Origin of the sequence: Arthrobacter gandavensis (assembly GCF_015355785.1) — a bacterium.
GTDB classification, from domain to species: Bacteria; Actinomycetota; Actinomycetes; order Actinomycetales; family Micrococcaceae; genus Arthrobacter_B; species Arthrobacter_B gandavensis_A.
Genome location: NZ_JADKYW010000006.1, coordinates 401,319 through 425,861, shown reverse-complemented (window position 1 = coordinate 425,861; position 24,543 = coordinate 401,319). Strand labels below are relative to the sequence as shown.

The following is a 24,543-nucleotide window of genomic DNA, read 5'->3' as shown; positions in this document are numbered from 1 at the left end:
CGGGAACTTTAGCAGCCGTACCCATCCCGGTTGTCCTGGGCGGTGCGTGTCCCGGTGACGAGCGGCCGTGCCCAGCCGGAGAAGTGGCGGCGCCGGCTGCGCTGGTTCCATCCGGTGAAGGTGGTGGCGCCGCGCTCCCCCGGACTCCCGGATTCGGAGATTCGGACGCTGACCGTTGCGGGGAGGAAAACCGGTGATTCAAACTCTATGCTCCACTCGAACGGTTCCTGGATGGCGGGCCCAGTCTCGCCGACCACCCGTGAGGCCATGTACATGCCGTGAGCGATCGAACGCTTCAGGCCCAGGGCCTTGGCTGAGAGCGCGCTGAGGTGGATCGGGTTGAAGTCTCCGGAAACCCGGGCATAGTTGCGTCCCGCATCGGGGCCCAGCCGCCACTGCGCGGTGGGATTCGGCGGCACGAACTCCGGCCGGGGTCCCGTCGAGGCGGGCCGGTCGAACCGCGGAAGAAAGACTCCCTTGGCCAGGTAGACCGAACGTCCCGTCCACACCAGCTCTTCCCCTGAACGGACCTCGGCGACAAGCTCAACCTGCGTGCCGGCGCGGTGGCCGGCAAGGTTTTCCGCCCACGCCGTTACGGACAGTGGTTCCGTGTAGTGGATCGGGCGCAGGTGCTTCACCTCGTTGCGCAGGTGCACCAGTCCCAGCAGCGGCAGGGGAAAGTCCTCCCGTGCCATGACGCTCATGGCTACGGGAAACGCGAACGTGTGCACGTAGCCCGAAGGCAGGGTGTCCTGGGCGCTGTGCAGGACCAGCCGCTGGAAATCGGTGAGGTTCTGCAGATCGACCCGCGCACGCTGGACGACGTGCCGGGCCGACGGAAGGTGCTTCGGCGCGGCGGAGGAAGAGAGGCGGCTGCGCGCGGCGTTGGATGCAGCGGCGAGATACAGCCGCCCAAGCGCCGGTATGGCTTCGAGTTCCTGGACGCTCATGCCCCCACCATATTCTGTCCGCACACCCTCAGTACCTGGCCGTTGACGCCCGCCGCGGCGTCGGCGGCCAGGAAAGCGATGGCCTCGGCAACATCCACCGGATTGCCGCCCTGCTGCAGGCTTGAAAGCCGCCGTGCCACCTGGCGGGTCAGCGCGGGCATGCGGGCCGTCATGTCGGTTTCGATGAATCCGGGAGCGACGGCGTTGATGGATCCGCCGCGTGGAGCCAGCAGCGGCGCCGTCGCTCGGACCATGCCGATGATGCCCGCCTTGGACGCGGCGTAGTTGGTCTGACCTCGGTTTCCCGCAATGCCGCTGGTGGAGGCCAGCGAGACGATCCGCCCGTCTGGGCTGAAGGTTTCCGATTCCAGGAAGCGGCTGTTCATCCGCAGCTGCGAGGCGATGTTCACCGCGATGACGGAGTCCCATCGCGATGCGTCCATGTTGGCCAGGAGCTTGTCCCGTGTGATCCCGGCATTGTGGATGACAATATCCAGCGATCCGTAGCGTTCGGCGGCGTGGGCAAGGATCCTGTCCGCTGCGTCGTCGCGGGTGATGTCCACCTGCACGGCGGTGCCGTGGATTTCATTCGCGACGGCGGCAAGCTGCTCACCGGCGGCCGGTACGTCCACCACAATCACGTTGGCGCCCTCGCGGTGCAGCACACGGGCTATCGAGGCGCCGATGCCGCGTGCGGCACCCGTGACGACGGCGGTCTTTCCCGCCAGTGAAGCGTTCCAGTTCTCCGGGAGCTTCCCGGCGTCGGACCCGACGGTGATGAACTGGCCGCTGACGTAGGCACTGCGCCCGGAGAGCAGGAAGTGCAGGGCAGCAGCAACTGACGGTGCGGCGCCTCCGGTCCCGTTTGCCAGCACGATTCCATTGGCTGTCGCGCCGCCGCGCAGCTCGTGGGCCAGTGAACGCAGCATGCCGTCCACGCCCTGCCGGGCAGCTGCCGCAGCAGGATCCTGGGCTTCGGAAGCCGGCCGGGATACCGTGACCACCCGTCCGCCCGGAGCAAGGTCCCGCAGGCTGGCCCCTGCGTCGAGGCTGGCTGCGCCCAGGTCTTCGGGACTGGCGGCTTCGTCCAGCACCAGCAGAATGGCACCGAGCTTCTCCTTGGGTGTCGCGTGGCGCCGCACGTCCTGCTGCCAGGAGAGCAGCACAGAGGCCAGAGTGTCCGCGCTTTCGCCCTTGCCCAGGACAAGGACCGGACCCGGAACCAGTGGCTCGGACGGATCGAAGCGGCGCAGCACGGCGGGCCGGGGCAGGCCGAGCTTCTTCGCGATTTCCCTGGTGATGCCTGAATTGACGAGGTGCAGATAGGTATCCGTCATGGTCAGCGTGCCTCCAGGATTGCAACGAGGCCCTGGCCGCCGGCGGCGCAGACTGAAATCAGGCCGCGGCCTGAACCCTTTTCGGCGAGCATCTTGGCAAGGGAAGCAACAATGCGCCCGCCCGTGGCAGCGAACGGGTGCCCGGCAGCGAGGGAGGAGCCGTTGACGTTGAGCTTGCTCCGGTCGATGCTGCCCAGCGGCCCCTCCAGTCCAAGGCGGGTACGGCAGAACTCATCATCCTCCCAGGCTGCGAGGGTGCTCAGGACCGTGCCGGCAAAGGCTTCGTGGATCTCGAAGAAATCAAAGTCGGCGAAGGTCAGGCCATTGCGTGCCAGCAGGCGCGGCACGGCGAACGCGGGTGCCATCAGCAGTCCGTCGCGCCCGTGGACGAAGTCGACGGCGCCGGCTTCCGCGTCGACGATGTTCGCGAGCATGGGCAGGTCGTTGGCGCGGGCGTACTCCTCTGAGCCGAGCAGCACCACGGACGCTCCGTCGGTGAGCGGCGTGGAGTTGCCGGCCGTCATGGTGGCTTCATCGCCCAGGGACCGGCCGAAGACCGGCTTGAGCTTCGCCAGCTTCTCAAGGGAGGTGTCCGCACGGAGGTTCGAGTCCCGGGACAGGCCACGGTAGGGGGTGATCAGGTCATCGAAGAAGCCCCGGTCGTACGCCGCTGCGAGGTTGCGGTGGCTGTTGAAGGCCAGCTCGTCCTGGCTTTCGCGGGTGATTTTCCACTGTGCGGTGGTAAGCGCCTGGTGCTCCCCCATTGACAGGCCGGTGCGCGGTTCGCCCGTGGTCGGTGCGTTCGGTGCCAGGTCCCGGGGGCGGATCTTGGCGATAGCTGCCAGCTTCTGCTTGGTTGACCGCGCCCGGGAAAGGTCCAGCAGGGCCCGCCGCAGGCCTTCGCTTACGGCAATCGGGGCATCGGAAGCGGAGTCGACGCCGCCGGCGATTCCGGACTCGAGCTGGCCCAGCTTGATCTTGTTGGCGAGGGAGACAACGGTTTCGAGTCCGGTGGCGCAGGCCTGCTGGACGTCGTAGGCGGGCGTTTCCGGGGACAGTGCCGATCCGAGGACCGCTTCACGGGTGAGGTTGAAGTCGCGGGAGTGCTTCAGGACGGCTCCGGCGGCTACGGCGCCGATCCTCTCGTCCTGCAGCCCGAACCGTGCAACGAGTCCGTCCAGCGCGGCGGTCAGCATGTCCTGGTTGGAGCTGTGGGAGTAAGCGCCGCCGGAGCGCGCGAAGGGAATGCGGTTTCCGCCAATAACGACGGCGTTGCGGACGGCGGGCCCGGCACCGGGGGAAGGTGCCGGGGCGGACGTGGGTTGTGCAGCCATTCGAGCGTCTCCTTGGGGGATCAATATGTGACAGGAATTACTGTAACCCACCGTACCTGATACGCTGGGTATCGTGAACATGGCAGTGAAGCAAGACACACCATCCCCCGACGGGCGGTCGGTCCGCTGGGAAGCGCACCGCATCGAACGCCGGGGCGCCCTCATCAAGGCAGCGCGCCGGGCAGTGCACACCCTGGGTGCGCAGGCTTCGATGGAGGAAATCGCGGCGGCCTCCGGCACCTCCAAGTCCGTGTATTACCGGTACTTCGGGGACAAGTCCGGACTGCAGCAGGCCATGGGCGAAGTAGTCATCAATCAGATGCAGGACAAGATCCTGGCTGCCGGGCGCAGCGCCGACTCCCCGCGTTCCGGACTCCGGGCCATGGTGTCCGCGTACCTGCAAATGGCACAGACCTCCCCCAGCGTGTACGCGTTCGTCACCGGCTCCGCCGGAGAGACCCCGGGAACCGGCGAGGCCGGCGTCGCCGTCGCGCTCTCCGATTTCTTCGCCAACATCAGCCACATGATGGAGCAGGCGGTGCAGGCATACCTGGCGGGCCGCGAGACCGGTTCCGTGACCCAGGCCGCCGCCGCCTTCTGGCCGAGTGCCGCGCTGGGCATGGTCCGGGCAGCCGGGGAGGGCTGGCTTGCCGCACCGGCCCAGTCCCGGCCCTCCGAAGCCGAGATGACTGACCAGATCACCGCCTGGCTCTTTGACGGAATTGGCTGGGACACGCCCGCCCGCCGTACCCGCGAAACCTCTTCACCCACCACAACGCCCGGCAGGCGCGGAGGATCCCCGCAACGCCGATCGCCGACCAGTAAGGACACGCAATGACGCAATCAGTCTCCACTCCGCAGCGCCAGCTTCCCGCCAGCACCGTCATCCGTGACGACGACTCGGCAACGGTCAACGTCGAGGCGCTGGGCCGCACCCTGCTGGGCAAGTGGCACGACATCCGCCTGCAGGCGCGCAAGCTGGCCGGCACGGAGGAACTCCACACTCCCGCCGGGCTCTCCCACACCGAACACCGCCTCCGGGTGATGGACCAGCTCAAGGTGCTGGTGGACGCCGATGCGGTGCACCGTGCCTTCCCCAAGTACGTCGGCGGGCAGGACAACCACGGCGGGAACATTGCCGGGTTCGAGGAGCTCGTGGTGGCCGATCCTTCCCTGCAGATCAAGGCCGGCGTCCAGTGGGGCCTCTTCGGCTCCGCAGTACTGCACCTGGGCAACCGCGAGCACCATGAGAAGTGGCTGCCGGGCATTATGAGCCTGGAAATCCCGGGCTGCTTCGCCATGACCGAGACCGGGCACGGTTCGGACGTCTCCAGCATTGCCACCACCGCCGAATACGACGAAGCTGCGCAGGAGTTCATCATCAACACTCCCTTCCGCGCTGCCTGGAAGGACTACATCGGCAACGCCGCCGTGAACGGCAAGGCCGCGGTGGTCTTTGCGCACCTCATCACCAGGGGCGTGGACCACGGTGTGCACGCCTTTTATGTTCCGCTGCGGGATGAGGGCGGCTTCCTGCCCGGCGTCGGCGGCGAGGACGACGGCGTCAAAGGCGGGCTGAACGGCATCGACAACGGCCGGCTGCACTTCTCCAATGTCCGCATTCCGCGGACCAACCTCCTGAACCGGTACGGTGACGTCGCCGAAGACGGCACCTACAGCTCGTCCATCGAAAGCCCGGGCCGCCGCTTCTTCACCATGATCGGCACGCTGGTCCAGGGCCGGGTCTCCCTCGACGGCGCAGCAGTGGCGGCTTCGAAGCTCGGCCTGAACATTGCCATCAAGTACGCCACCGAACGCCGCCAGTTCAACGGCGCCTCGGACACGGTGGAAGAGGTGCTGATGGACTACCAGCAGCACCAGCGCCGCCTGCTCCCCCTGCTGGCCACCACGTATGCCGCGTCCTTTGCCCACGACGAGCTGCTGGCGAAGTTCGACGACGTCTTCTCCGGCGCCGATGACACGGACGAGAACCGGCAGGACCTTGAAACCCTCGCTGCCGCCCTCAAGTCACTCTCCACCTGGCATGCCCTGGATACGCTGCAGGAATGCCGCGAAGCCACCGGCGGCGCTGGTTTCCTCGCCGAGAACCGGCTGACCGCGCTGCGGTCCGACCTGGACATCTACGTCACCTTCGAAGGTGACAACACCGTGCTGCTCCAGCTGGTGGCCAAGCGGCTCCTGGCCGACTACGCCAAGGAGTTCCAGGGTGCGGACTTCGGTGTCCTTGCCCGCTACGTGGTGGGACAGGCGACCGAACGCACCGTCCACCGATCAGGCCTGCGCCAGATTGTCCAGACGGTAGCGGACACCGGATCCGAGAAGAAGTCCGCCATTGCCCTGCGGGATCCGCGCGCCCAGCACGACCTGCTGGCCGACCGGGTGGCCACCATGGTTGCCGAGGTTGCCGGCGAGCTGCAGAAGGCACGCAAGCTGCCCAAGGCCGAAGCCGCTGCAGTGTTCAACCGGAACCAGCACGACCTCATCGAGGCCGCCCGCGCCCACGCAGAGCTGCTGCAGTGGGAGGCGTTCACCCGCGGACTGGAGCGCATCGAGGACGAAGGAACCCGCCAGGTTGTTACCTGGCTGCGCGACCTGTTTGGGCTGGGACTGATCGAGAAGAACCTGGCATGGTATCTGATGCACGGCCGTCTCTCCTCGCAGCGTGCCCGCACGCTTGGGGAGTACATCAACCGCCTGCTCGCCAAGATCCGTCCGCATGCCATGGACCTGGTGGATGCCTTCGGCTACGGTCCGGAGCACCTTCGCGCTGCCATCGCCAGCGGTGCCGAAAGGCAGCGCCAGGACGAGTCGATTGAATACCAGCGGCTGCTCCGTGCGTCGGGGGCCGCTCCGGTGGACGAAAAGATCCTGATCCAGCGCAGCAAGCAGGCGGCCAGGGTCAAGCGGTAACGCTCCCGCGCCCGTCTTGAACGGAAAGGCCCGGCACCGGTCGATTCAGGTGCCGGGCCTTCCCCGTGGTCAAACAGGTTCGCTAGGTAAGGACCGAGCGGTAAACCTGCAGCGTCTCTTCGGCAATGGCATCCCAGGAGAAATGGTCCGCGGCGCGGTGCCTGCCCGCCTCCCCCATCCCCCGTGCCCGGTCCGGGTCGGAGACGACTGCGGTCAGGGCGGCGGCGAAGTCGCGGACGAACTTTTCCGGATCCAGCGGGGTGCCGGTACCGTCCTGCACCTGTTCGATGGGCACCAGGATACCGGTGACGCCGTCGTCAACCACCTCAGGAATGCCGCCCGTAGCGCTGGCCACCACTGCTGTGCCGCACGCCATCGCCTCCAGGTTGACGATGCCAAGGGGTTCGTAAATGGAGGGGCAGGCAAAGACGGTGGCTGAGCTGAGCACGTTGACCAGCTCCGCGCGCGGCAGCATGCGCTCAATGACGACGACGCCGGTGCGTGAGCTTCTCAGCTCACTGATCAGGGCGGCGGTCTCGGCGGCGAGTTCCGGGGTGTCTGCCGCGCCGAGGCACAGGACAAGCTGGACTCCCGGCGGCAGCAGCGACGCGGCCCGGAGCAGGTACGGGACGCCCTTCTGGCGGGTATTGCGTCCAACGAAAACCACTGACGGAGCGTCCGGGTCGATGCCAAGCGCCCGCAGGCCGTCCGGATCCTCGTTTGGCTGCCACGCCTCGGTGTCAATCCCGTTGTGGACTACCCGCACCTTGCCGGGGGCGACCTCCGGATAGGCACGCAGGATGTCTTTCCGCATCCCCTCGGACACCGCAATGATGGCGGAGGCTGCTTCGTACGCCGTTTTTTCGACCCAGGAGGACAGGGCGTATCCCCCGCCGAGCTGTTCGGACTTCCACGGCCGCAGGGGCTCGAGGCTGTGCGCGCTGAGGACGTGGGGAACGCCGTAGAGCAGGGAGCCGAGATGCCCCGCCATGTTCGCGTACCAGGTGTGCGAGTGGATCAGGTCTGTCCCCTCCAGCCCCTGCAGCATGTCCAGGTCCGTCCCGAGCGTCTGGACCGCGGGGTTGGCGCCCGCCAGCTCCGCTGGAACCGGATACGCCTGCACCCTGGCCCCGTGATAGCCGGCCTCCCGCGGCGCGCCGAAACAGTGAACCCGCAGGTCAGCCCGGGAAGCCAGGACTCGACTCAGTTCCGCCACATGCACTCCGGCACCCCCGTAGATGTCCGGGGGAAATTCCTTGGAAACGATATCTACTCGCACTTGTTCAACGTAGTGCACATCAGGCGCAGTGATCTAGTCTGTTTGTCAGCAGGCTTCCCAGTCAGCACCGCTTAACCGTTCTTCCCGGTCCCCGGGAACAGTCAGGAGCAGACCCATGGCACCGAAGAAAGTCCTGTCCGTCGTCCTCGCCGGCGGCGAAGGTAAGCGGCTGATGCCGCTGACCGCCGACCGGGCCAAACCTGCGGTGCCGTTCGCCGGCAAATACCGGCTGATCGACTTTGCCCTCTCCAACCTGGTCAACTCCGGCTACCTGCAGATCGTGGTGCTGACCCAGTACAAGTCCCACAGCCTGGACCGTCACATCTCAGAAACCTGGCGCCTGTCCACCCAGCTGCAGAACTACGTTGCTTCCGTGCCGGCGCAGCAGCGGGTAGGCAAGAGCTGGTTCCTGGGCAGCGCCAACGCGCTGTACCAGTCGATGAACCTGATCGACGACGCGAGGCCGGACATCGTCGTCGTTATTGGTGCGGACCACGTCTACCGGATGGATTTCTCGCAGATGGTGGAGGCCCACATAGCCTCCGGAGCCCCGTGCAGCGTTGCCGCAGTCCGGCAGCCGCTGGCCATGGCTGACCAGTTCGGCGTTATCGAAACGGATCCCGGAGACCCGGGCCGGATCGCCGCCTTCGTTGAAAAGCCGTCCAGCACGCCCGGCCTGCCCGATGATCCCGGCAGCTTCCTCGCCTCCATGGGCAACTACGTCTTCACCACCGATGCCCTGGTGGAGGCACTGCGGGTCGACGCCGAACGCCTGATCACCAAGCACGACATGGGCGGGGACATCATCCCGTGGTTCGTTGAACGCGGCGAGGCCAACGTCTACGACTTCACCGAGAACATTATTCCCGGTGCCACCGAACGCGACCAGCGCTACTGGCGCGACGTAGGCACCCTGGATGCCTACTACGACGCGCACATGGACCTGATCTCCCCGGTGCCGTCCTTCAACCTCTACAACCTGGAGTGGCCGATCTACACCCGGCAGAGCACTTCGCCGCCGGCGAAGTTCGTGCGGGATTCGACAGCAGCCCCCGGCACGGCGGTTGATTCAATCGTCGCCAATGGGGCCGTGATCTCCGGCGGCACGGTGAGCGGTTCGGTGCTCGGCCACGACGTCTACGTCGACTCCGGTGCCACGGTCAGCGACAGCGTGATCATGGACGGGGTGCGGATCGGCCAGGGTGCCGTGGTCAAGCGGGCAATCGTGGACAAGTTCGTCGAGATTCCGCCTGGGGCAACCATCGGGGTGGACCGCGAGCTGGACCTAGCGCGCGGCTACACGGTCACGGCGTCCGGGCTGACGGTACTCAGCAAGGGGCAGACGGTACGGCTGGAGTGACGGTGCGCCTGGTGTGGCCCGGACCGCCCGATAAGGGGCGCCGGGCGGGTTAGCGGTAAGGTCGAGGTGCACCATTTTGACCTCCGCCGGAATACCCCCGGCGGGCCCACCGCAGAAACGTGATCCATGAGCAGCACAGAACTCAGCCCCGAAGACCTCAGCACCTGCCTTCGGGTTCTCTCCACCATCCATGCCCTGGACGAAGACCATCCGGACCACGTGGCCGTCCGCCGGGCCACGGCGAAGATGTTCAAGGCAGTGAAGAAGCACCGCAAGGTGACCAAGCGGGAAGCCGTGGCCGAAGCCGACCGCGCCGTCGTTGCCCGCACCGCAACTGGTGCCGCGGACCGGATCGATGACGAGACGAGGGGTGCGCAGCTGCGCAGCTCAGCGCACGGACCGTCCGCGGGCACCCTTCTCAAACCCCGGAACTGCTACATCTGCAAGCAGCCCTACACCCTGGTGGATGCCTTCTACCACCAGCTCTGCCCCGAGTGCGCTGCTTTCAGCCACGCAAAGCGTGATGCCCGGACGGACCTCTCCGGCCGGCGCGCGCTGCTCACCGGCGGCCGCGCCAAGATTGGCATGTACATCGCCCTGCGGCTGCTGCGCGACGGCGCCCATACCACCATCACCACGCGCTTCCCCCGGGACGCGGCACGCCGCTTCGCCGCGATGGAGGATTCCGCGGACTGGCTCCATCGCCTGAAGATCGTGGGAATCGACCTGCGTGATCCGGCCCAGGTGATCTCCCTGGCTGATGCAGTGGCGGCTGAAGGGCCGCTGGACATCCTGGTCAACAACGCGGCGCAGACCGTGCGGCGCAGCTCCAACGCCTACCAGCCGCTGGTGGACGCTGAGCTGGAGGAGCTCCCCTCCAGCCGGGCCATGCCGGAACTGGTGACGTTCGGCAATACCTACAACGCCCATCCCACCGCGCTGGCCGGTTCAATCGCCGAGCATCCCGTACTGGCCGGCGACGCCGTCACCTCCCTGGCACTGACGGCCGGGTCTTCATCCCTTGCCAAGCTTGGCGACGGCACGGCGATTGATGCCGGCGGGCTGGTGCCGGACACCGCGCCGGTCAACTCCTGGACCCAGGTGGTGGACCAGGTTGAGCCGCTGGAAATGCTCGAAGTGCAGCTGTGCAACGTGACCGCACCGTTCCTGCTGGTCAACCGGCTCCGCCCGGCCATGGCGGCCTCACCTGCACGGCGCAAGTACATTGTGAACGTCTCCGCAATGGAGGGCCAGTTTGCCCGCCGTTACAAGGGTCCGGGACATCCCCACACAAATATGGCCAAAGCATCGCTCAACATGCTCACGCGCACCAGCGCCGGAGAAATGCTGGAAACCGACGGCATCCTGATGACCGCCGTGGATACCGGCTGGATTACCGATGAACGGCCGCATCCCACCAAGGTCCGGTTGGCCGAAGAAGGATTCCATGCACCGCTGGACCTGGTGGACGGTGCTGCGCGCGTCTACGACCCGATCGTGATGGGTGAGGCCGGAGCAGACCTCCACGGCGTCTTCCTTAAGGATTACCGGCCCTCGCCCTGGTAGCGGCACGGCGGCGAAGCGCGCCTGCTCCCTTGCCGAGCTCAGACACCAGGACTATGGTGCCCGCTGCCCCCAGGCAGAGCAGCCACTGGTCGGAGTCCAGCGGAACGGTCTCGAAGAGATCCTCGAAGAACCCCAGCTGCACCACGAGCACCTGCAGCAGGACCACCGCGCCCAGCGCCAACCAGATGGTCCGGTTGGTGAACGTCTGCAGCGAGAAGACCGAAGACGTCTCGCTGCGGACATTGAGCAGGTTGAAGACCTGGTAGAACACGAACGTCGTGAAGGCCATGGTGGTGGCGAAATTGGTGCTTGCGGCGGCAGCTTCGGGGAAGAGCGACGGCGCGGCCAGCAGCACCCAGCAGGTTCCTGCGGCCATAACCAGCCCGGAGACCGCCAGCGCGGCGAGCCGCTGGCCGGTCAGCAGCGGCTCGCGGGGCCTGCGCGGGGGCTGCCTCATGACCTTGGGATCGGTGGAGTCGACGCCGAGCGCCAGGGCGGGCGGACCGTCCATGATGATGTTCACCCACAGGATTTGGATGGCTGTGAAGGGCGCTCCGCCCGCGAAGCCGAACGCCGCAGCGGCCAGGAAGATCAGTACGAATCCCCACGCGGTGGTCAGCTGGAACCGGACGAACTTGATGATGTTGGCGTAGATCCCGCGGCCTTCCCGGACCGCGGCAACAATGGTGGCGAAGTTGTCATCGGTGAGGATCATCCGTGCGGCACCCTTGGACACATCCGTCCCGGTGATGCCCATGGCAATTCCAATGTCCGCCCGCTTCAAGGCCGGAGCGTCGTTGACGCCGTCGCCCGTCATGGCGACCACCGAACCGTCAGCCTGCAGCGCCTCCACGACCCGCAGCTTGTGCTCAGGCGAGACCCTGGCCAGCACGCCCACCTTCGGGGCGAGCTCCTCCAGCTGCAGGCCATCGAGCCCGTCCAAGGCCGAACCGGCCACTGCCTGCCCCGGGATGCCCAGGTCCTTGGCGATGGCTGACGCCGTCACCAGATGGTCGCCGGTGATCATGTGCACCCGAATCCCGGCGGCACGCGCCTCTTCGATTGCGTCCTTCGCTTCGCGGCGCGGCGGATCCATGATGCCGACGACGGCGTACAGCACCAGTCCGTCCACTGCCCGGCGCAGCGCCTCCGGTTCAGGAGGCGGAAGCTCCTCGAACGGACGTCCGGCCACTGCGAGGGTGCGCAGCCCGGCATCGGCGATTTTTTCTACTTCGGTGCGAACCCGGTCCCGGTGCTCCGGCGTCAGGGGTTCCACTCCGTCCGGCCCGGCAAAGTGGGTGCACAGGTCCAGGACCACCCCCGGCGCTCCCTTGGCGTTGCACCAGTTCCGGCCCTGGACACGCCGGTCAGTGTTGAACGTGGCCATGAACTTGTATTCCGAGTCGAACGGCACCTCCGCGAGCCGCGGATGCTCTGCGCGCGCGCCCACCGGATCTATGCCCGCCTTCTCGGCCAGCACCACCAGGGCGCCTTCAGTCGGGTCGCCGCTGAGCACCCCGTCTGTCACTGATGCGTCATTGCACAGCACCATGGCCAGGTATGCCTCGGTCATTGCCGGGACTTCGCCGCCGTCGGGACTGAGGATCTTGCCTTCCAGCCCGTATCCGGTCCCCGTGACGCGGCATCGAAGGCCGAAGGCGGATACCAGCCGCCGCACGGTCATTTCATTCAGGGTCAGTGTGCCCGTCTTGTCGGTACAGATGTGCGATGTTCCGCCCAGCGTCTCCACCGCTGAGAGCTGTTTGATGATTGCCCCCCGTGCCGCCAGCCGCGAGGCCCCCATGGCAAGGGTGAAGGCGACGACGGCGGTCAGGCCTTCCGGAATGGTGGCCACTGCCAGGGAGACGGAGGTGAGGAGCAGTGAGTTCAGGTCTTCGCCGCGGAGCAGTCCGAGGACGAAGACGAGTGCCACGACTCCAAGGGCGATCCAGGTCAGCAGCGCCGCCAGCTGGTCGATGCTGCGCTGCAGCGTGGTCTTCTCGTCCCGGGTGCTGCCGAGCAGGTGGGCGATGCGGCCCATCTGTGTGTCCATTCCGGTGCCGGTGACTACCATCATGGCCCGGCCCCGGCTGATGTCGGTGCCCATGTAGAGCATGCCGTGCCGGTCGGCGACCGGCGAATCAGCTGCCTGCAGGGAGGCGGCGTCCTTGTTGACCGGCTGCGACTCCCCCGTCAGCGCGGCCTCCGCAGCCTGGAGCCGGACAGCTTCCAGCAGCCTGCCGTCTGCCGGTACGGAGTCCCCCGCTTCCAGCAGCACGATGTCCCCGGGGACCAGGCCAGTGCGGGCGAGGGTGGTGACGCTGCCGCCCCGGCGGACCCGTGTGGTTCCCACATCCGTCCGGCGCAGCGCCTCCAGACTGTTTTCAGCCCGCCTTTCCTGGATGAAGTTCAGGCAGGTGTTCAGGATGACCACCGCCAGAATGACGATAGGTGTTTCAAGGTCCCGGGAAACGACGGCGCTGATCACCGCTGCCGCGATGAGGACCAGGATCAGCCGGTCGGCAAGCAGCCTGAGGATCTTGCGCCAGGCTGGCACCGGAGGTTTTCCTGCCAGCTGGTTGGATCCGCAGAGTTCCAGCCGGCGGGCGGCTTCGCCCGGGCTCAGACCGGACGCCGGATCAACGTCCAGGGCCGCTGCGACCTCCGGTCCGCTCCGCGTCCAGGGCTCGGCCACCGGGGATTCGGGCGCTCCGGCGGCAGGAGTTCCGGCCTCGAAGTTGCTGCCATGGTGCATGGGATGCCCCTGTGCTCGGCGAGCCAACTGGTGCGGATCAGTCTATCAAGGGGGTACCCGAGGGGTAATGGTGCGGTACGGAGTTGGTGCCGCACCAAGTTCTCGGACAAGGTTGGAGAATGCCAGCGCCCACCGTACTTCGCACCAGCCTCCCCGGCCTCGCTGCAGCAGCAGCCGCCGTCGTGCTCTGCCTGCTGGCGCACCGGGCATGGCCTGCGGTTCCGGTACTGACGGCGGCGGTCCTCCTAGGGCTCCTCGCGGGTAATGTGCCTGGTCCGGCAGCGGTCTCAGCCGGCCGCTGGCGTCCGGGGCTGGCGTTCTCCGCCAGGAAGTTCCTGCGGCTGGGCATCGTGCTGCTGGGCCTCAAGGTTTCCCTGCCGGACATCGCTGGACTGGGCTGGCTTACCGTTGTGCTGATCATTGCGCTGGTGGGCTTTTCCTTCGGCACGACCTATCTGGTGTGCCGGGTCTTTCGGCTTCCCGAAGAACAGCCGGTCCTGGTGGCTGCCGGGTTTTCGATCTGCGGGGTCTCCGCGGTTGGAGCTGTTGCCGCCGCCAGGGGAATCCGGGCTGAACGAACTGCGGTTCCGGCCGCGATGGTGACCCTGTGCGGAACGCTGGCCATCGCCTTGCTGCCGCTGCTTGGTGCGGTGCTGGGCTTGTCCCCGGAGCGGTTCGGGTTCCTGGCCGGCGCTTCCGTCCATGACGTGGGACAGGTGGTGGCCACCGCTCAGACCGGAGGGGCGGCGGCGCTGGCCCTTGCCGTCGTCGTCAAGCTGGTGCGCGTGCTGACGCTCGCGCCGGTCAGCGCGCTGGCCGGCCTGCAGCACCGCCGGAGTGCCGCCGGAGGCACCGGGAAGTTCCCTCCGCTGGTTCCGCTTTTCGTGGCCGGTTTCGTGGCGGCCGTCGCGCTGAGGACCACCGGGCTGCTGCCGGCCGGCCTGCTGGAAGCTGCTGCCGTGGCGCAGGAGCTGCTCTTCGCCGCAGCGCTCTTTGGGCTCGGCGCGTCTGTGAACCTGCGCAGCCTGGTCCGCACCGGGGGCCGGGCGGCTGCGGCGTCCCTGGTGTCCTGGGCCATCATCGTCGCCGCGGCGCTTGGCCTGGCAATACTGCTGGTTCCTGCCTGATCGTGTCGTTTGTCCGGGACCCGGCGGGGGTACCCGTTGCCGGGCCGCTGAGGTCCGCATAGTCTCTGAGCTTCCGACATCCGGCGGTGGAGAACCCAGGGGGTGGTATGGCTCGCGCTGTTGTCCCTGGAAGCCAGGCCGCTGTCCGGGGCCGGTTCAACAAAGCGTGCGGGAGGGCGGGACTGCTCCCGCGTTCTGCGGGTCTCTTCTGGTGCGCGCTGGTTCTCTGGCTCCTGGTCTCAAACCTGGCAGTGCCATCCTACGGGTTCTCCCGCTACGAGGCCTGGGCGGCAGCACTGCTGGGCGTCCTGGTCCTGGGTGTGATGCTCCTGGTTCCGTGGCTCCTGGAGCTCATCGACCGCCGGGTCCGGTTCCGCTGGATCCGCGCACTCGGATCGCTGCTGGGCTGGGCTGTTGTGTTCACGGTGCTGGCGCGCCTGGCGGATGCCGTGCGGCTGCCGCCTGACTGGGACGCGGCAGCCGTCTACTATTCTGCGTACGGGCTGGCAGACCAGGGGGTCCCGGAGGCCGCGGACCGCGCCTATTTCCAGGTCAATCCCAACAACGTCCTCCTGATGCTGCTGCTGAGCCGATTCCTCGGGGCGGCCGATGCGCTGGGCTCGCAGGACCTCAGGCAGTCAACGGCCTACCTCAGTGCTGCACTGCTGTTCTGCGGCATGCTGCTTACCTGGGCCGCAGCCTGGCTGCTCGGCGGCCGCCGCGCAGCCAGGCTCACGCTGGTTCCCTCGGCCGCCCTCATTGTCCTCTCCCCCTGGCTGCCAGTTTTCTACTCGGACATTGCGGCGCTGCCTTTGACGATCCTTGTCTTTTGCCTCCTGCTCGCGGCGGGCAGGTGCCGGCTGCCTGCGCGGCTGCTGCTGTGGGCGGCCGCAGGCACGGTGTCCGCCGTGGGCTACGGAATCAAACCCACCGCCCTGATCGTCCTGGTGGCGGCATCACTGGTCGTTCTGTTGTCCGTGCGCCGGGCCTCGTGGCGGAGGGACCTCGCAGTCGCCGTACTGTCCGTCACGGCGGCGGCCTGCGCCTTCGCCGGGGCTTACGCCGGGATCGGTGCATGGGTGCGCAGCTCAGGAGTCCCGGCAGAGGGCGTGTCTGCGAACGAGTACGCGCTTCCCGCTACTCACTTCCTGAAGGTGGGCGTCCAGCAGTACCCGGGACCCCACGGCGACTACTACGGTGCCTACAACGAGGAAGACCGCAGCACCACGTTGGCGGTTGCCGATCCGCAGGCGCGCTTCGATGCCGCCTGGCAGGCGTATCTGGACCGGGTGGCTGAACGCGGCCCGGCGGGCTACCCCGAATTCCTGAACGCCAAGCTGCGCTGGATGACAGGCGACGGGTCCTTCTTCGCGTGGGGTGAAGGCCGGATGACTGCCAGCGAATTCATCGCGGATGATCAACTGAGCCGCAGCATCCAGGACTTCTTCGGTCCCGGCCGCCCGGGCTTCGGACTCCTGCTGAACTTCTGGCAGGGGACCTGGTTCCTGCTTCTGGCGCTTTGCGGGGCAGGCGTTCTCCTGCGGGGCCCGCCGCTCGATTCCCGGGCTGTGGCAACTGCCCGCGTTGCGCTGCTGGGCCTTTTCGTCTTTCTGATGTTCTCCGAGGGCCGGGCGCGCTTCCTCTATCTCTATGTTCCGTTTTTCATCGTGCTCGGCAGCCTGTCCCTGCAGCGGCTTTCAGCTGCTTTGCCCGGACTGGCGAGGGACGGGCGCCGTTTCAAACGGAAGCCCCGCCGGAACCCGGCGCCTCCCCCATCGACCGCCGAGGTGGTTGAATGAACTGGTGCCTAACGAAAACCTGAGCCGCGATGAAGCAGCCGCCCGCTCCGCCCTTCTGCGAGTCGACTCCTACGACGTTGAACTGGATCTCGGAGACGCCGCCGATCCCGCCGTCGCCGGATTCCGGTCACGAAGCACCATAACGTTCGACTGTGCCGTGGAGGGAGCCTCAACGTTCCTGGACTTTATCCACGGCGGCGTGGAAGCCGTGGTGGTGAACGGGAAGGCATATGACCCGGCGGAGACCGTCAGCGGTTCGAGGATCATGCTGCACAACCTGGTGACCGGGACCAATGTGGTGAGCGTGGAGGGAACCGCACTGTACAGCCGCAGCGGTGAAGGCATGCACCGCTTCACCGATCCGGCGGACGGACGCACCTATCTCTACACCCAGTACGAACCGGCCGACGCCCGCCGCGTATTCGCCAACTTTGAGCAACCGGACCTGAAGGCCTCCTTTACCTTCCACGTCACGGCCCCTTCGGACTGGGAAGTTGTCTCCAACTCTCCCGAAGCGGCTCGCACGCCGGCCGGCGGGACCCGCAGCCGCCGGGACTTCTCCCCCACCCAGCGGATCTCCACCTACATCACCTGCGTCCTGGCAGGGCCCTACTTCCAGGCCCGGGATTCCTGGCGCACGGTCCTTCCGGACGGGGAGGAACTGGTGGTGCCCCTGGCTGCCTACTGCCGTGCCTCGCTCGCAGGGCATTTTGACGCGGACGCCATTTTCGACACCACCAAGAAGGGCCTGGAGTACTTCCACCATCTCTTTGCCTACCCGTATCCGTTCGGGAAGTACGACCAGGCGTTTGTGCCCGAATACAACCTCGGCGCAATGGAAAATCCGGGCCTGGTGACTTTTACCGAAGCCTACGTTTTCCGGACCAAGGCCACCGAAGCCCAGTACGAGGCGCGGGCGAACACCATTCTGCACGAAATGGCGCACATGTGGTTCGGCGATCTGGTGACCATGCGCTGGTGGGATGACCTGTGGTTGAAGGAGTCCTTCGCGGACTACATGGGGGCCCTGGCAGTGGATGAAGCCACAGACTGGACCAGCTCCTGGGTCAGCTTTGCCAACCGCCGCAAGGCATGGGCCTACGTGCAGGACCAGCTGCCCACCACGCACCCCATCGTGGCGGACATCCCGAACCTGGAAGCTGCCAAGCAGAACTTCGACGGCATCACCTACGCCAAGGGAGCTTCGGTGCTCAAGCAGCTGGTAGCATACGTAGGCTTTGAAACGTTCATTGAAGCGTCACGCACCTACTTTGCGCGGCACGCGTGGGGCAACACCACACTGGCGGACCTGCTCGACGTGCTTGAGTCCGCGTCCGGGCGGGATATGAGCGAGTGGTCCCGGATGTGGCTGCAGACCGCCGGCGTGCCCGTCCTGTCCATTGACGCCGAAACGGCGGCTGACGGCACCTACGCTTCCATCGCCGTGCGGCAGGACGCTCCGGACCCGGTCAGCGGGGAACAGATGCCCAGGCCGCACCGGATCCGCCTGGGCTCCTACGATTTCGATGCCGAGGGCTGGCTCGTACGCACCGGTTCGGTGGAGATCGACGTCGCCGGTAGGTACAGCGGGGTGCCGGAACTTGAGGGCAAGCCCGTACCGGCGCTCCTGCTGCCCAACGACGCAGACCTGACCTATGCCAAGATCCACTTCGACCCGGCGTCCCTGGCCACGCTCCTGGAGTTCCTTCCACGCCTTCGCGATCCGCTGGCCCGTGCCATCTGCCTGTCCGCACTGTGGAACAGCGTGCGGGACGGCGTCCTCTCGGCCCGGGATTACCTGCGCCTGGTCATCCGGACGGTTCCGTCCGAGCCCGGAGCCGGGGTAAAGCAGGTGCTGCTCGATAACGCGCGCACGGCCGTTGAACGCTACGCGCCGCCGGAGATCCGCAGCGCGCTGAGGGAACAGCTCTTTACCGCAGTTGCGGACCAGCTCGCAGAAGCCCCGGCAGGAAGCGACGGCCAGCTGATCCTGGCCCGCGCTGCCGCGGCGCTGGGCAGGTACAGCACCAGCCACAATGAGCTGCTGCGCGGCCTGCTCTCCGGCCAAATGGGCTATCCGGGCCTCACCGTCGATTCTGACCTGAGGTGGCGGCTCTGGCAGGCCCTGGCGGGTACGGGCTCGGCCGGGCCGGCGGAGCTGAAGGCCGAGCTGGGTGCCGACAACACGGCTGCGGGCCGGGTGGGCTACACGGTGGCAGCAGCGGCGCTGCCGGACCCGGAGGTCAAGGCCGCCGCCTGGGCAGCGGCCGTGGACACGGCAGAGCTGTCCAACGAGCTGCTCTCCGCCACCATCGAGGGCTTCAGCATTGGCGGCCACGAACTCCTGGATGCCTACATTCCGAACTACTTCGCCGCCCTGGGTGCCGTCTGGTCCACCCGAAGCATCGAGATCTCGTCGCGCGTGGTGGCCGGCTTGTATCCGTCCGCACAGGACCTCGCACCGCACATGGTGCCTGCGGACCATCCCGTCCTGCTGCTGGGCCAGGAATGGCTTGAATCGAACTCCGCCGCCCCGGCGGCGCTGCGCAGGATCATCATCGAAGCGCAGGACCAGCTGCTCCGGGCCCTGCGCGCCCAGGCCGCGGCCCGTTAGGCTCCTGCCTGCCGCGAAGGTCCTGTCTGCATGCCGGCCGGATCTTCCCGTCCCGCCGGCGTACTAGCGGCGTTTGGCTGCGCTGAGCAGGAAGGCAGAGTCCTCGACGGCGGTGACGGCGTGGCGGGCCTGCGGCACGATCAAATGGTCGCCCGCGGAACCTTCCCAGCTCTCCCCTTCGGAGAACAGCGTGATGCGCCCCTTGAGTACGGTGATGGTTGCTTCGCCGAGGTTGTCGTGTTCGTCCAGGGTGAACCCGGCGGCGAGGGCAATGACAGTCTGGCGCATCACGTGCTCGTGGCCGCCGTAGACCGTTGCCGCGCTCCTGCCGGAGGAAGCCTCCCGGGCCGTTTCCAAATGGTTGCGTATCAGCGCCGTCAGCGACTTCTTTTCCATGCCGGGAAGTCTAGATGCCGGTTGGGCCGTAAGGTAGCCGGAACTACGGGACCCGGTTGACCCACTCCGGAGTATCGAACTTGGCCACTACCTTTTCCCTGGCACGCTCCATCTCGGCCTCCGAAATGTCCGTGGTCCTGGCGCCGTAGCGCCCGGCAAACGTCTGCATCATGGTGTCCAGGATTTCCTCCCGGGTCAGGCCTGTCTGCCGGCGCAGCGGGTCTACGCGCTTCTTGGCACTGCGGGTGCCCTTGTCGGAGAGCTTCTCCTTGCCGATGCGGAGTACCTGGACCATTTTGTCCGCATCAATGTCATAGGACATGGTGACGTGGTGCAGCATGGCACCGGAGCTGAGCCGCTTCTGGGCTGCTCCGCCAATCTTGCCCTGGTCCGTGGCGATGTCGTTGAGCGGCTGGTACCAGGCCTTGATTCCCAGGCGTTCCAGCGACTCCATGACCCAGGCATCAAGGAACGGATACGAATCGGCGAAACTCAGCCCGTCGACGAGGGACTGCGGGACGTAGAGCGAATAGGTGATGGCGTTGCCGTGCTCCATGAACATGGCACCGCCGCCGCTGATCCTGCGCACAACCGTCACTCCGTGCCGCTCGGCGCCTTCCGGATCGACTTCGTTTCGCAGGGACTGGAAGCTGCCAATCACCACGGATGGAGCTTCCCATTCCCAGAACCTAAGCGTCGGGTTGCGCCGTCCGGCCGCGACTTCCTCTGCCAGGACTTCGTCCATGGCTACATGCAGATGCGTGGACAGCGGGGTGGGCGGGATGATGTCCCATTCGTGGTCTCCCCAGCTGGTGGCCTTGGCAAGTGCACGGCGGACGGTGACCGCGACGGCTTCCGGGGAGAAGCCGAACAATACGGCGTCGGGGCGCAGCCGGGACCGGACGGCGTCGGCGATCTGTTCAGCGGTGCTCTCGGCGGAAAGGCCGGACAGCGCTGCATTGATTTCGTCCAGCGCGTCATCCGGTTCGAGGAAGAAGTCTCCGCTGAGGGATACTGAATCCAGCACGCCGTTTGTCACCTCGAGGTCCACCACGACCAGTTTGCCGCCGGGAACCTTATACTCCCCGTGCAGGCTGCCGTCGTGTGCTTCGCTCATGCTGATCCTCCTGGAAGAACTGTTATCCCCGGCGCCTGGCACGCCGGCTACGGACGTAAACGAAAGGTCCGTTCGGAACATTCCGAACGGACCTTTCAATATTAGGCTGCTGCCCGAAAAAGCTAAGGCTACTTCTTGCCGCCGAAGCCCTTGAAGCGGGCGTTGAAGCGCTCCACGCGGCCGGCGGAGTCCATGATGCGCTGCTTGCCCGTGTAGAACGGGTGCGATGCGGAGGAGATTTCCACCTCGATCAGCGGGTAGGTGTTGCCGTCTTCCCACTCGATCGTCTTGGAGGACGTCGCCGTGGAGTTGGTCAGGAACGCGGTGTCGGACGCAAGGTCACGGAATACAACCGGCGCGTACGAGGGGTGGATGTCAGACTTCACAGTAATACCTTCTCTAGGTGACTGGATTTTGCCAGGCACAATGGGGTTCAAAGCTCTTATGGCCAGCTGGCCAACAACCAATCTTAGCGCAATGACGGCCGTCATGCGCAAAACCGGCGCGAAACGGCAGGGAATGCACACGCGATGGGCGCATGCACCAGCCTAGCGCTGGCCTGCCCCGCTGCCCCAGCCCGTGATCTCGGCCCGAATCGAGGTACTGATGCCCCGCGTCGCCCCGGAGTAGTCAATCAGCAGCGGCCGGTACAGCTCATCAAGGGTCAGGACCAGCGAACCGCTGAAGTCACCGGGACGTTCAGCGTTGACGACGGCGGTCAGCCGGGTGGCAGCGGTGCCGTGGTACTCGACCCCGTATTCAGCTCGTACAGTCGCGGCGGTCTGTACCAGGGAACGGAGCCGGTCCGGATTCGCCGTCAGCTCGGCGGCGTCGGCCAGCACTGCCGCATAGGCCTCTTCGGCACCGCCGGAGGAATCCGCTGTCGCCACGGATTCCCCGGTCCGCAGTGTCCGGCCGGATTCGGACACCGAGATCTGGAGTTCGTCGTCGGCGCTTCGAAGTTCCATGGCGAATTCCGGCGCGGTGCTGAACTGCATGGTGTACGTCCCGGGCGGCAGCCAACTCGCCGTGGTAGTCACCTGCTGTTCCGCGCCTGCACCTGCTTCCATGGCCGCGGCAACGCAGTCGCCTGCACCGGTGAACTCGCCGCTGTCCCCGCGCAGCAGGAACAGGCACGCTTCCTGGACGCTCTCCGCCATCCCGGCCTGGGCACCGCTTACGCTCACCTGGACGGGTTCCGGAACAACAGTGGGCTCAGGTTCTGCGCTGCGCGGTCCGGCGTGCTGCGGCACCGGTTCAGCCGGCGGCGGCTTCGAAGCGGCGGACTGTATCCGATCGGTCATCTGCTCGGCAGTTGGTCCGCAGGCGGCCGCAGCGGGGAGCAGTGCTGCCGTCAGGCACAACGCGGCGGCGCGCCGGTGAGTGTGCTTGCGTACTGGCATGGACTGCCCCTGGGCTCAAAGTGTCGGTAGCGCCTCGTGCACGGCAAGTGTTGCACCAACAAGCTCCGGATATAAGCGTGGGGACGGCTAAGAAATGCGGCACTCCCAAAAAGCCACGGCAGACGCTGCTGCAACGTTCAGGGAGTCGACTCCGCGCTGCATGGGAATCCGGACCGTCAGATCAACCTCGGCCAGGGTGCTCCGGGACAAGCCGTCGCCTTCGGTGCCCAGGACCAGGGCCAGCTTCGGGTACCTCCCGGCACCAAGTTCCTGCAGCGTCAGGGAGTCCTCTTCCAGGGCAAGCGCGGCGGTGGTGAATCCCGCGGTCCTGAGTTCGGTGAGTGCCCCGGGCCAGGACTGCAGCCTTAGCCAGGGAACCTGGAACACGGTGCCCATGCTGACCCGGATGGCCCGGCGGTACAGCGGGTCCGCGCACTGGGGACTGACCAGGACGGCGTCGACGCCGAGCGCGGCCGCCGAACGGAAGATCGCTCCGATGTTGGTGTGGTCCACGATGTTTTCAAGGATGGCAATCCGCTGTGAACCCGCCAGGATTCCGGCCAGGTCCAGCGGGGCCGGGCGCTGCATGGCCGCCAGCGCCCCGCGGTGCAGGTGGAATCCGGTGATCGCCTCAAGGATGTCCGGAGTGCCTACGTACGCGGGCACGTCCGGGAACCGTTCCAGGATGTCCTGCAGGTCCGGCAGCCACTTCTCGGCCAGGAAGAAGGACCTGGGGATGTGCCCGGCGTCGACGGCGCGCCGCAGGACTTTCGAGGATTCGGCAATGTACATTCCCTCGGCCGGTTCGCGCAGGCGGCGCAGCGACGTGTCCGTCAGCCGGGTGTAGTCCGAAACGCGGGGATCATCGGCGGATTCAAGGTGGATGAGGCTCACTTAGAAAACCATAAACCAGAGCGCGACGAGTCCCAGCAGGACAATGACGGTCCGCAGGACCACCGGGGGCAGCCTGCGGCCTACCGCAGCGCCGATGAATCCGCCAATGAGCGAGCCAACCGCGATGAGCGCCACCACGGGCCAGATAATCCGGTCGAAGGCAAAGAGCAGGTAGGACGAGGCAGCCACCACGTTGACCCCCAGCACCAGGATGTTCTTGACCGCATTCGCGTTCTGCAGCGTCCCGTGGAGGAAGATTCCCAGGATGCCCACGAGCAGGATGCCCTGCGCCGCAACAAAGTAACCGCCGTAGATGCCGGCCAGGAAAATGAGGACCGTCAGCTGCCAGGACGGGCGGGCGGGCCCTTCTGCCACGTCGCCGTGCTGCTCATTGCGCGCTGCACGTTTCCGCACCCAGGCCTGGAGCCTGGGCTGGAAAACCACGAACAGCAGCGCCACCACGATGAGGAACGGGGCTATGGTGCCGAAGACTTCTTCCGGAAGGTGCAGCAGCAGCCAGGCACCGGTGATCCCGCCAAGGACTGACGCCGGCAGCAGCCGCAGCAGGGTTCCGCCGAGTCCGGCCAGCTCGCGCCGGTAGCCCCATGAACCGGCGATGTTGCCGGCAATCAGTCCCATGGCGTTGCTGATGGTAGCGGCTACCGGTGCGTAGCCCAGTGCCACGAGCACCGGGAAGGTCACCAGGGTGCCTGAACCGACCACTGCGTTGATCGTTCCGGCCCACAGGCCGGCGAAGAGTACCAGGGCGTCGTGGAGCCACCCTGCCGAAGACAGGAACATTCAGTGCGGCGCCCTGTTAGCGGCGCGCGGTGGCGGTGTAGCGGCCCGCAGCATCCCGCTGCACGGCCAGCGGCAGGTCAAAGGCGGTGCTCAGGTGTTCTTCAGTAAACACGGTGTCGATTGGCCCGGAAGCCACCACGCCACCGTCACGCATCAGGAGGGCGTGGGTGAACCCCGGCGGTACCTCTTCGAGGTGGTGGGTCACCAGGACCATAGCGGGAGCGTCTTCGTCCGCGGCCAGGTTGGCCAGGCGCTGGACCAGGTCTTCACGGCCGGCCAGGTCAAGACCTGCTGCCGGCTCGTCCAGGAGCAGCAGCTCCGGGTCCGTCATCAGGGCTCGGGCAATCTGGACGCGCTTGCGTTCGCCTTCGCTCAGGGAAGCGAATCTGCGGTTGATGTAGGTGGACATGCCCCAGTCGTGCAGCAGCCTGAAGGCGCGCCGCTCATCAAGCTTGTCGTACTTCTCGCGCCAGCGACCGGTCATGCCGTAAGCCGCGGTAAGGACCACGTTGAGGACGGTCTCATGCTCCGGGATCTGGTTGGCAAGGGCGGCAGAGGCCAGTCCGATGCGCGGCCTCAGCTCAAACACGTCGACGGAGCCCAGGATCTCTTCGAGGATGCCCGCCATGCCGCGCGTGGGGTGCATCCGGCCGCCGGCAATCTGCAGCAGCGTAGTCTTTCCGGCACCGTTGGGTCCCATGATGACCCAGCGTTCGCCTTCCCTCACCTGCCAGTTCACGCCGTCCAGCAGGGTTTTTCCGCCCCGGACGACACTTACCCCGGCAAATTCAAGAACATCACTCATAGCAGTAGACACTAGGCTAAAGAAAGGCGCGTTGGCGAAACGCGGCGCCGCCGCATGTCCGCACGGCTGTGCCCA

The 24,543-nt window shown here is 66.4% G+C and carries 19 protein-coding genes; 7 read left to right on the top strand and 12 right to left on the bottom strand.

The window, feature by feature from the left end; genetic code table 11:
• Nucleotides 1-8 precede the first annotated feature (8 nt).
• The 3 genes from ITX31_RS13730 to ITX31_RS13720 form a co-directional block, all read right to left on the bottom strand.
• Nucleotides 9-695, bottom strand: coding sequence for a MaoC family dehydratase (locus ITX31_RS13730; protein ID WP_416354823.1), 687 nt, complete (start codon nucleotides 693-695; stop codon nucleotides 9-11).
• A gap of 251 nt (nucleotides 696-946) precedes the next feature.
• Nucleotides 947-2,287: a 3-oxoacyl-ACP reductase gene (locus tag ITX31_RS13725; RefSeq protein WP_194783965.1), complete on the bottom strand. Its 1,341-nt coding sequence runs from the start codon at nucleotides 2,285-2,287 to the stop codon at nucleotides 947-949.
• Nucleotides 2,288-2,289: 2 nt separating this feature from the next.
• On the bottom strand, nucleotides 2,290-3,621 hold the full coding sequence (locus ITX31_RS13720) for an acetyl-CoA C-acetyltransferase (protein WP_194783964.1): 1,332 nt from the start codon (nucleotides 3,619-3,621) through the stop codon (nucleotides 2,290-2,292).
• 79 nt (nucleotides 3,622-3,700) lie between these two features.
• Here ITX31_RS13720 and ITX31_RS13715 point away from each other — a divergent pair, with 79 nt between their 5' ends.
• Both ITX31_RS13715 and ITX31_RS13710 read left to right on the top strand, forming a co-directional pair.
• Nucleotides 3,701-4,459: a TetR/AcrR family transcriptional regulator gene (locus ITX31_RS13715; protein WP_194783963.1), complete on the top strand. Its 759-nt coding sequence runs from the start codon at nucleotides 3,701-3,703 to the stop codon at nucleotides 4,457-4,459.
• Nucleotides 4,456-6,552, top strand: a complete 2,097-nt coding sequence (locus ITX31_RS13710; protein WP_194783962.1) for an acyl-CoA dehydrogenase — start codon at nucleotides 4,456-4,458, stop codon at nucleotides 6,550-6,552. The genes ITX31_RS13715 and ITX31_RS13710 overlap by 4 nt, the downstream gene beginning before the upstream one ends.
• Before the next feature lie 82 nt (nucleotides 6,553-6,634).
• On the opposite strand, the gene glgA is transcribed toward ITX31_RS13710, so the two are convergent.
• A complete protein-coding gene (gene glgA, locus ITX31_RS13705) occupies nucleotides 6,635-7,831 on the bottom strand; it encodes a glycogen synthase (protein ID WP_194783961.1) in 1,197 nt (398 codons plus the stop codon).
• 115 nt (nucleotides 7,832-7,946) lie between these two features.
• Between glgA and glgC the strand changes: the two genes are divergently transcribed.
• Together glgC and ITX31_RS13695 are read left to right on the top strand one after the other, a co-directional pair.
• A complete protein-coding gene (gene glgC / locus ITX31_RS13700) occupies nucleotides 7,947-9,191 on the top strand; it encodes a glucose-1-phosphate adenylyltransferase (protein ID WP_194783960.1) in 1,245 nt (414 codons plus the stop codon).
• Between the two features lie 126 nt (nucleotides 9,192-9,317).
• Nucleotides 9,318-10,757: an SDR family oxidoreductase gene (locus ITX31_RS13695; protein WP_194783959.1), complete on the top strand. Its 1,440-nt coding sequence runs from the start codon at nucleotides 9,318-9,320 to the stop codon at nucleotides 10,755-10,757.
• Here ITX31_RS13695 and ITX31_RS13690 read toward each other — a convergent pair.
• On the bottom strand, nucleotides 10,729-13,512 hold the full coding sequence (locus tag ITX31_RS13690) for a cation-translocating P-type ATPase (protein WP_194783958.1): 2,784 nt from the start codon (nucleotides 13,510-13,512) through the stop codon (nucleotides 10,729-10,731). The two genes, ITX31_RS13695 and ITX31_RS13690, sit on opposite strands and share 29 nt — an antisense overlap.
• Before the next feature lie 119 nt (nucleotides 13,513-13,631).
• Between ITX31_RS13690 and ITX31_RS13685 the strand changes: the two genes are divergently transcribed.
• The 3 genes from ITX31_RS13685 (at nucleotide 13,632) to pepN (ending at nucleotide 19,052) form a co-directional block, all read left to right on the top strand.
• Nucleotides 13,632-14,639 (top strand): YeiH family protein, encoded by a 1,008-nt coding sequence (locus tag ITX31_RS13685; RefSeq protein ID WP_194783957.1) that lies wholly within the window; start codon nucleotides 13,632-13,634, stop codon nucleotides 14,637-14,639.
• A gap of 107 nt (nucleotides 14,640-14,746) precedes the next feature.
• Nucleotides 14,747-16,438 (top strand): hypothetical protein, encoded by a 1,692-nt coding sequence (locus ITX31_RS13680; protein ID WP_194783956.1) that lies wholly within the window; start codon nucleotides 14,747-14,749, stop codon nucleotides 16,436-16,438.
• A gap of 4 nt (nucleotides 16,439-16,442) precedes the next feature.
• Nucleotides 16,443-19,052, top strand: a complete 2,610-nt coding sequence (pepN, locus tag ITX31_RS13675; protein ID WP_194783955.1) for an aminopeptidase N — start codon at nucleotides 16,443-16,445, stop codon at nucleotides 19,050-19,052.
• A 63-nt stretch (nucleotides 19,053-19,115) separates the two neighbouring features.
• On the opposite strand, the gene ITX31_RS13670 is transcribed toward pepN, so the two are convergent.
• The 7 genes from ITX31_RS13670 to ITX31_RS13640 all read right to left on the bottom strand — a co-directional run bounded on the left by ITX31_RS13670 (nucleotide 19,116) and on the right by ITX31_RS13640 (nucleotide 24,468).
• Entirely contained in the window at nucleotides 19,116-19,448 is a 333-nt protein-coding gene (locus ITX31_RS13670; protein ID WP_194783954.1) for a LuxR family transcriptional regulator, read from the bottom strand.
• A gap of 43 nt (nucleotides 19,449-19,491) precedes the next feature.
• Nucleotides 19,492-20,565, bottom strand: a complete 1,074-nt coding sequence (locus ITX31_RS13665; protein WP_194783953.1) for a lipoate--protein ligase family protein — start codon at nucleotides 20,563-20,565, stop codon at nucleotides 19,492-19,494.
• A gap of 128 nt (nucleotides 20,566-20,693) precedes the next feature.
• Nucleotides 20,694-20,951 carry a type B 50S ribosomal protein L31 gene (locus tag ITX31_RS13660; RefSeq protein WP_091604901.1) on the bottom strand — a complete coding sequence of 86 codons (258 nt, stop codon included), beginning with the start codon at nucleotides 20,949-20,951 and terminating at the stop codon, nucleotides 20,694-20,696.
• Between the two features lie 162 nt (nucleotides 20,952-21,113).
• The gene (locus ITX31_RS13655) at nucleotides 21,114-21,968 is read right to left on the bottom strand and encodes a hypothetical protein (RefSeq protein WP_194783952.1); all 855 of its coding nucleotides are present in this window, start codon (nucleotides 21,966-21,968) and stop codon (nucleotides 21,114-21,116) included.
• 87 nt (nucleotides 21,969-22,055) lie between these two features.
• Nucleotides 22,056-22,862: a TrmH family RNA methyltransferase gene (locus ITX31_RS13650; protein WP_194783951.1), complete on the bottom strand. Its 807-nt coding sequence runs from the start codon at nucleotides 22,860-22,862 to the stop codon at nucleotides 22,056-22,058.
• Entirely contained in the window at nucleotides 22,863-23,663 is an 801-nt protein-coding gene (locus ITX31_RS13645; RefSeq protein WP_194783950.1) for a sulfite exporter TauE/SafE family protein, read from the bottom strand. It abuts the gene before it with no gap.
• 16 nt (nucleotides 23,664-23,679) lie between these two features.
• Nucleotides 23,680-24,468 (bottom strand): ABC transporter ATP-binding protein, encoded by a 789-nt coding sequence (locus tag ITX31_RS13640; protein WP_194783949.1) that lies wholly within the window; start codon nucleotides 24,466-24,468, stop codon nucleotides 23,680-23,682.
• Nucleotides 24,469-24,543 lie beyond the last annotated feature (75 nt).

Bases quoted from the DNA above. Each gene is read 5' to 3' on its own strand.
- ITX31_RS13665 (WP_194783953.1), bottom strand. From the start codon at position 20,565: ATGAGCGAAGCACACGACGGCAGCCTGCACGGGGAGTATAAGGTTCCC.
- ITX31_RS13655 (WP_194783952.1), bottom strand. From the start codon at position 21,968: ATGCCAGTACGCAAGCACACTCACCGGCGCGCCGCCGCGTTGTGCCTG.
- ITX31_RS13730 (WP_416354823.1), bottom strand. From the start codon at position 695: ATGGCACGGGAGGACTTTCCCCTGCCGCTGCTGGGACTGGTGCACCTG.
- ITX31_RS13710 (WP_194783962.1), top strand. From the start codon at position 4,456: ATGACGCAATCAGTCTCCACTCCGCAGCGCCAGCTTCCCGCCAGCACC.
- ITX31_RS13695 (WP_194783959.1), top strand. From the start codon at position 9,318: ATGAGCAGCACAGAACTCAGCCCCGAAGACCTCAGCACCTGCCTTCGG.
- ITX31_RS13680 (WP_194783956.1), top strand. From the start codon at position 14,747: ATGGCTCGCGCTGTTGTCCCTGGAAGCCAGGCCGCTGTCCGGGGCCGG.
- ITX31_RS13690 (WP_194783958.1), bottom strand. From the start codon at position 13,512: ATGCACCATGGCAGCAACTTCGAGGCCGGAACTCCTGCCGCCGGAGCG.
- glgC (WP_194783960.1), top strand. From the start codon at position 7,947: ATGGCACCGAAGAAAGTCCTGTCCGTCGTCCTCGCCGGCGGCGAAGGT.
- ITX31_RS13645 (WP_194783950.1), bottom strand. From the start codon at position 23,663: ATGTTCCTGTCTTCGGCAGGGTGGCTCCACGACGCCCTGGTACTCTTC.
- ITX31_RS13685 (WP_194783957.1), top strand. From the start codon at position 13,632: ATGCCAGCGCCCACCGTACTTCGCACCAGCCTCCCCGGCCTCGCTGCA.
- ITX31_RS13725 (WP_194783965.1), bottom strand. From the start codon at position 2,287: ATGACGGATACCTATCTGCACCTCGTCAATTCAGGCATCACCAGGGAA.
- ITX31_RS13670 (WP_194783954.1), bottom strand. From the start codon at position 19,448: ATGGAAAAGAAGTCGCTGACGGCGCTGATACGCAACCATTTGGAAACG.
- ITX31_RS13720 (WP_194783964.1), bottom strand. From the start codon at position 3,621: ATGGCTGCACAACCCACGTCCGCCCCGGCACCTTCCCCCGGTGCCGGG.
- ITX31_RS13715 (WP_194783963.1), top strand. From the start codon at position 3,701: ATGGCAGTGAAGCAAGACACACCATCCCCCGACGGGCGGTCGGTCCGC.
- ITX31_RS13640 (WP_194783949.1), bottom strand. From the start codon at position 24,468: ATGAGTGATGTTCTTGAATTTGCCGGGGTAAGTGTCGTCCGGGGCGGA.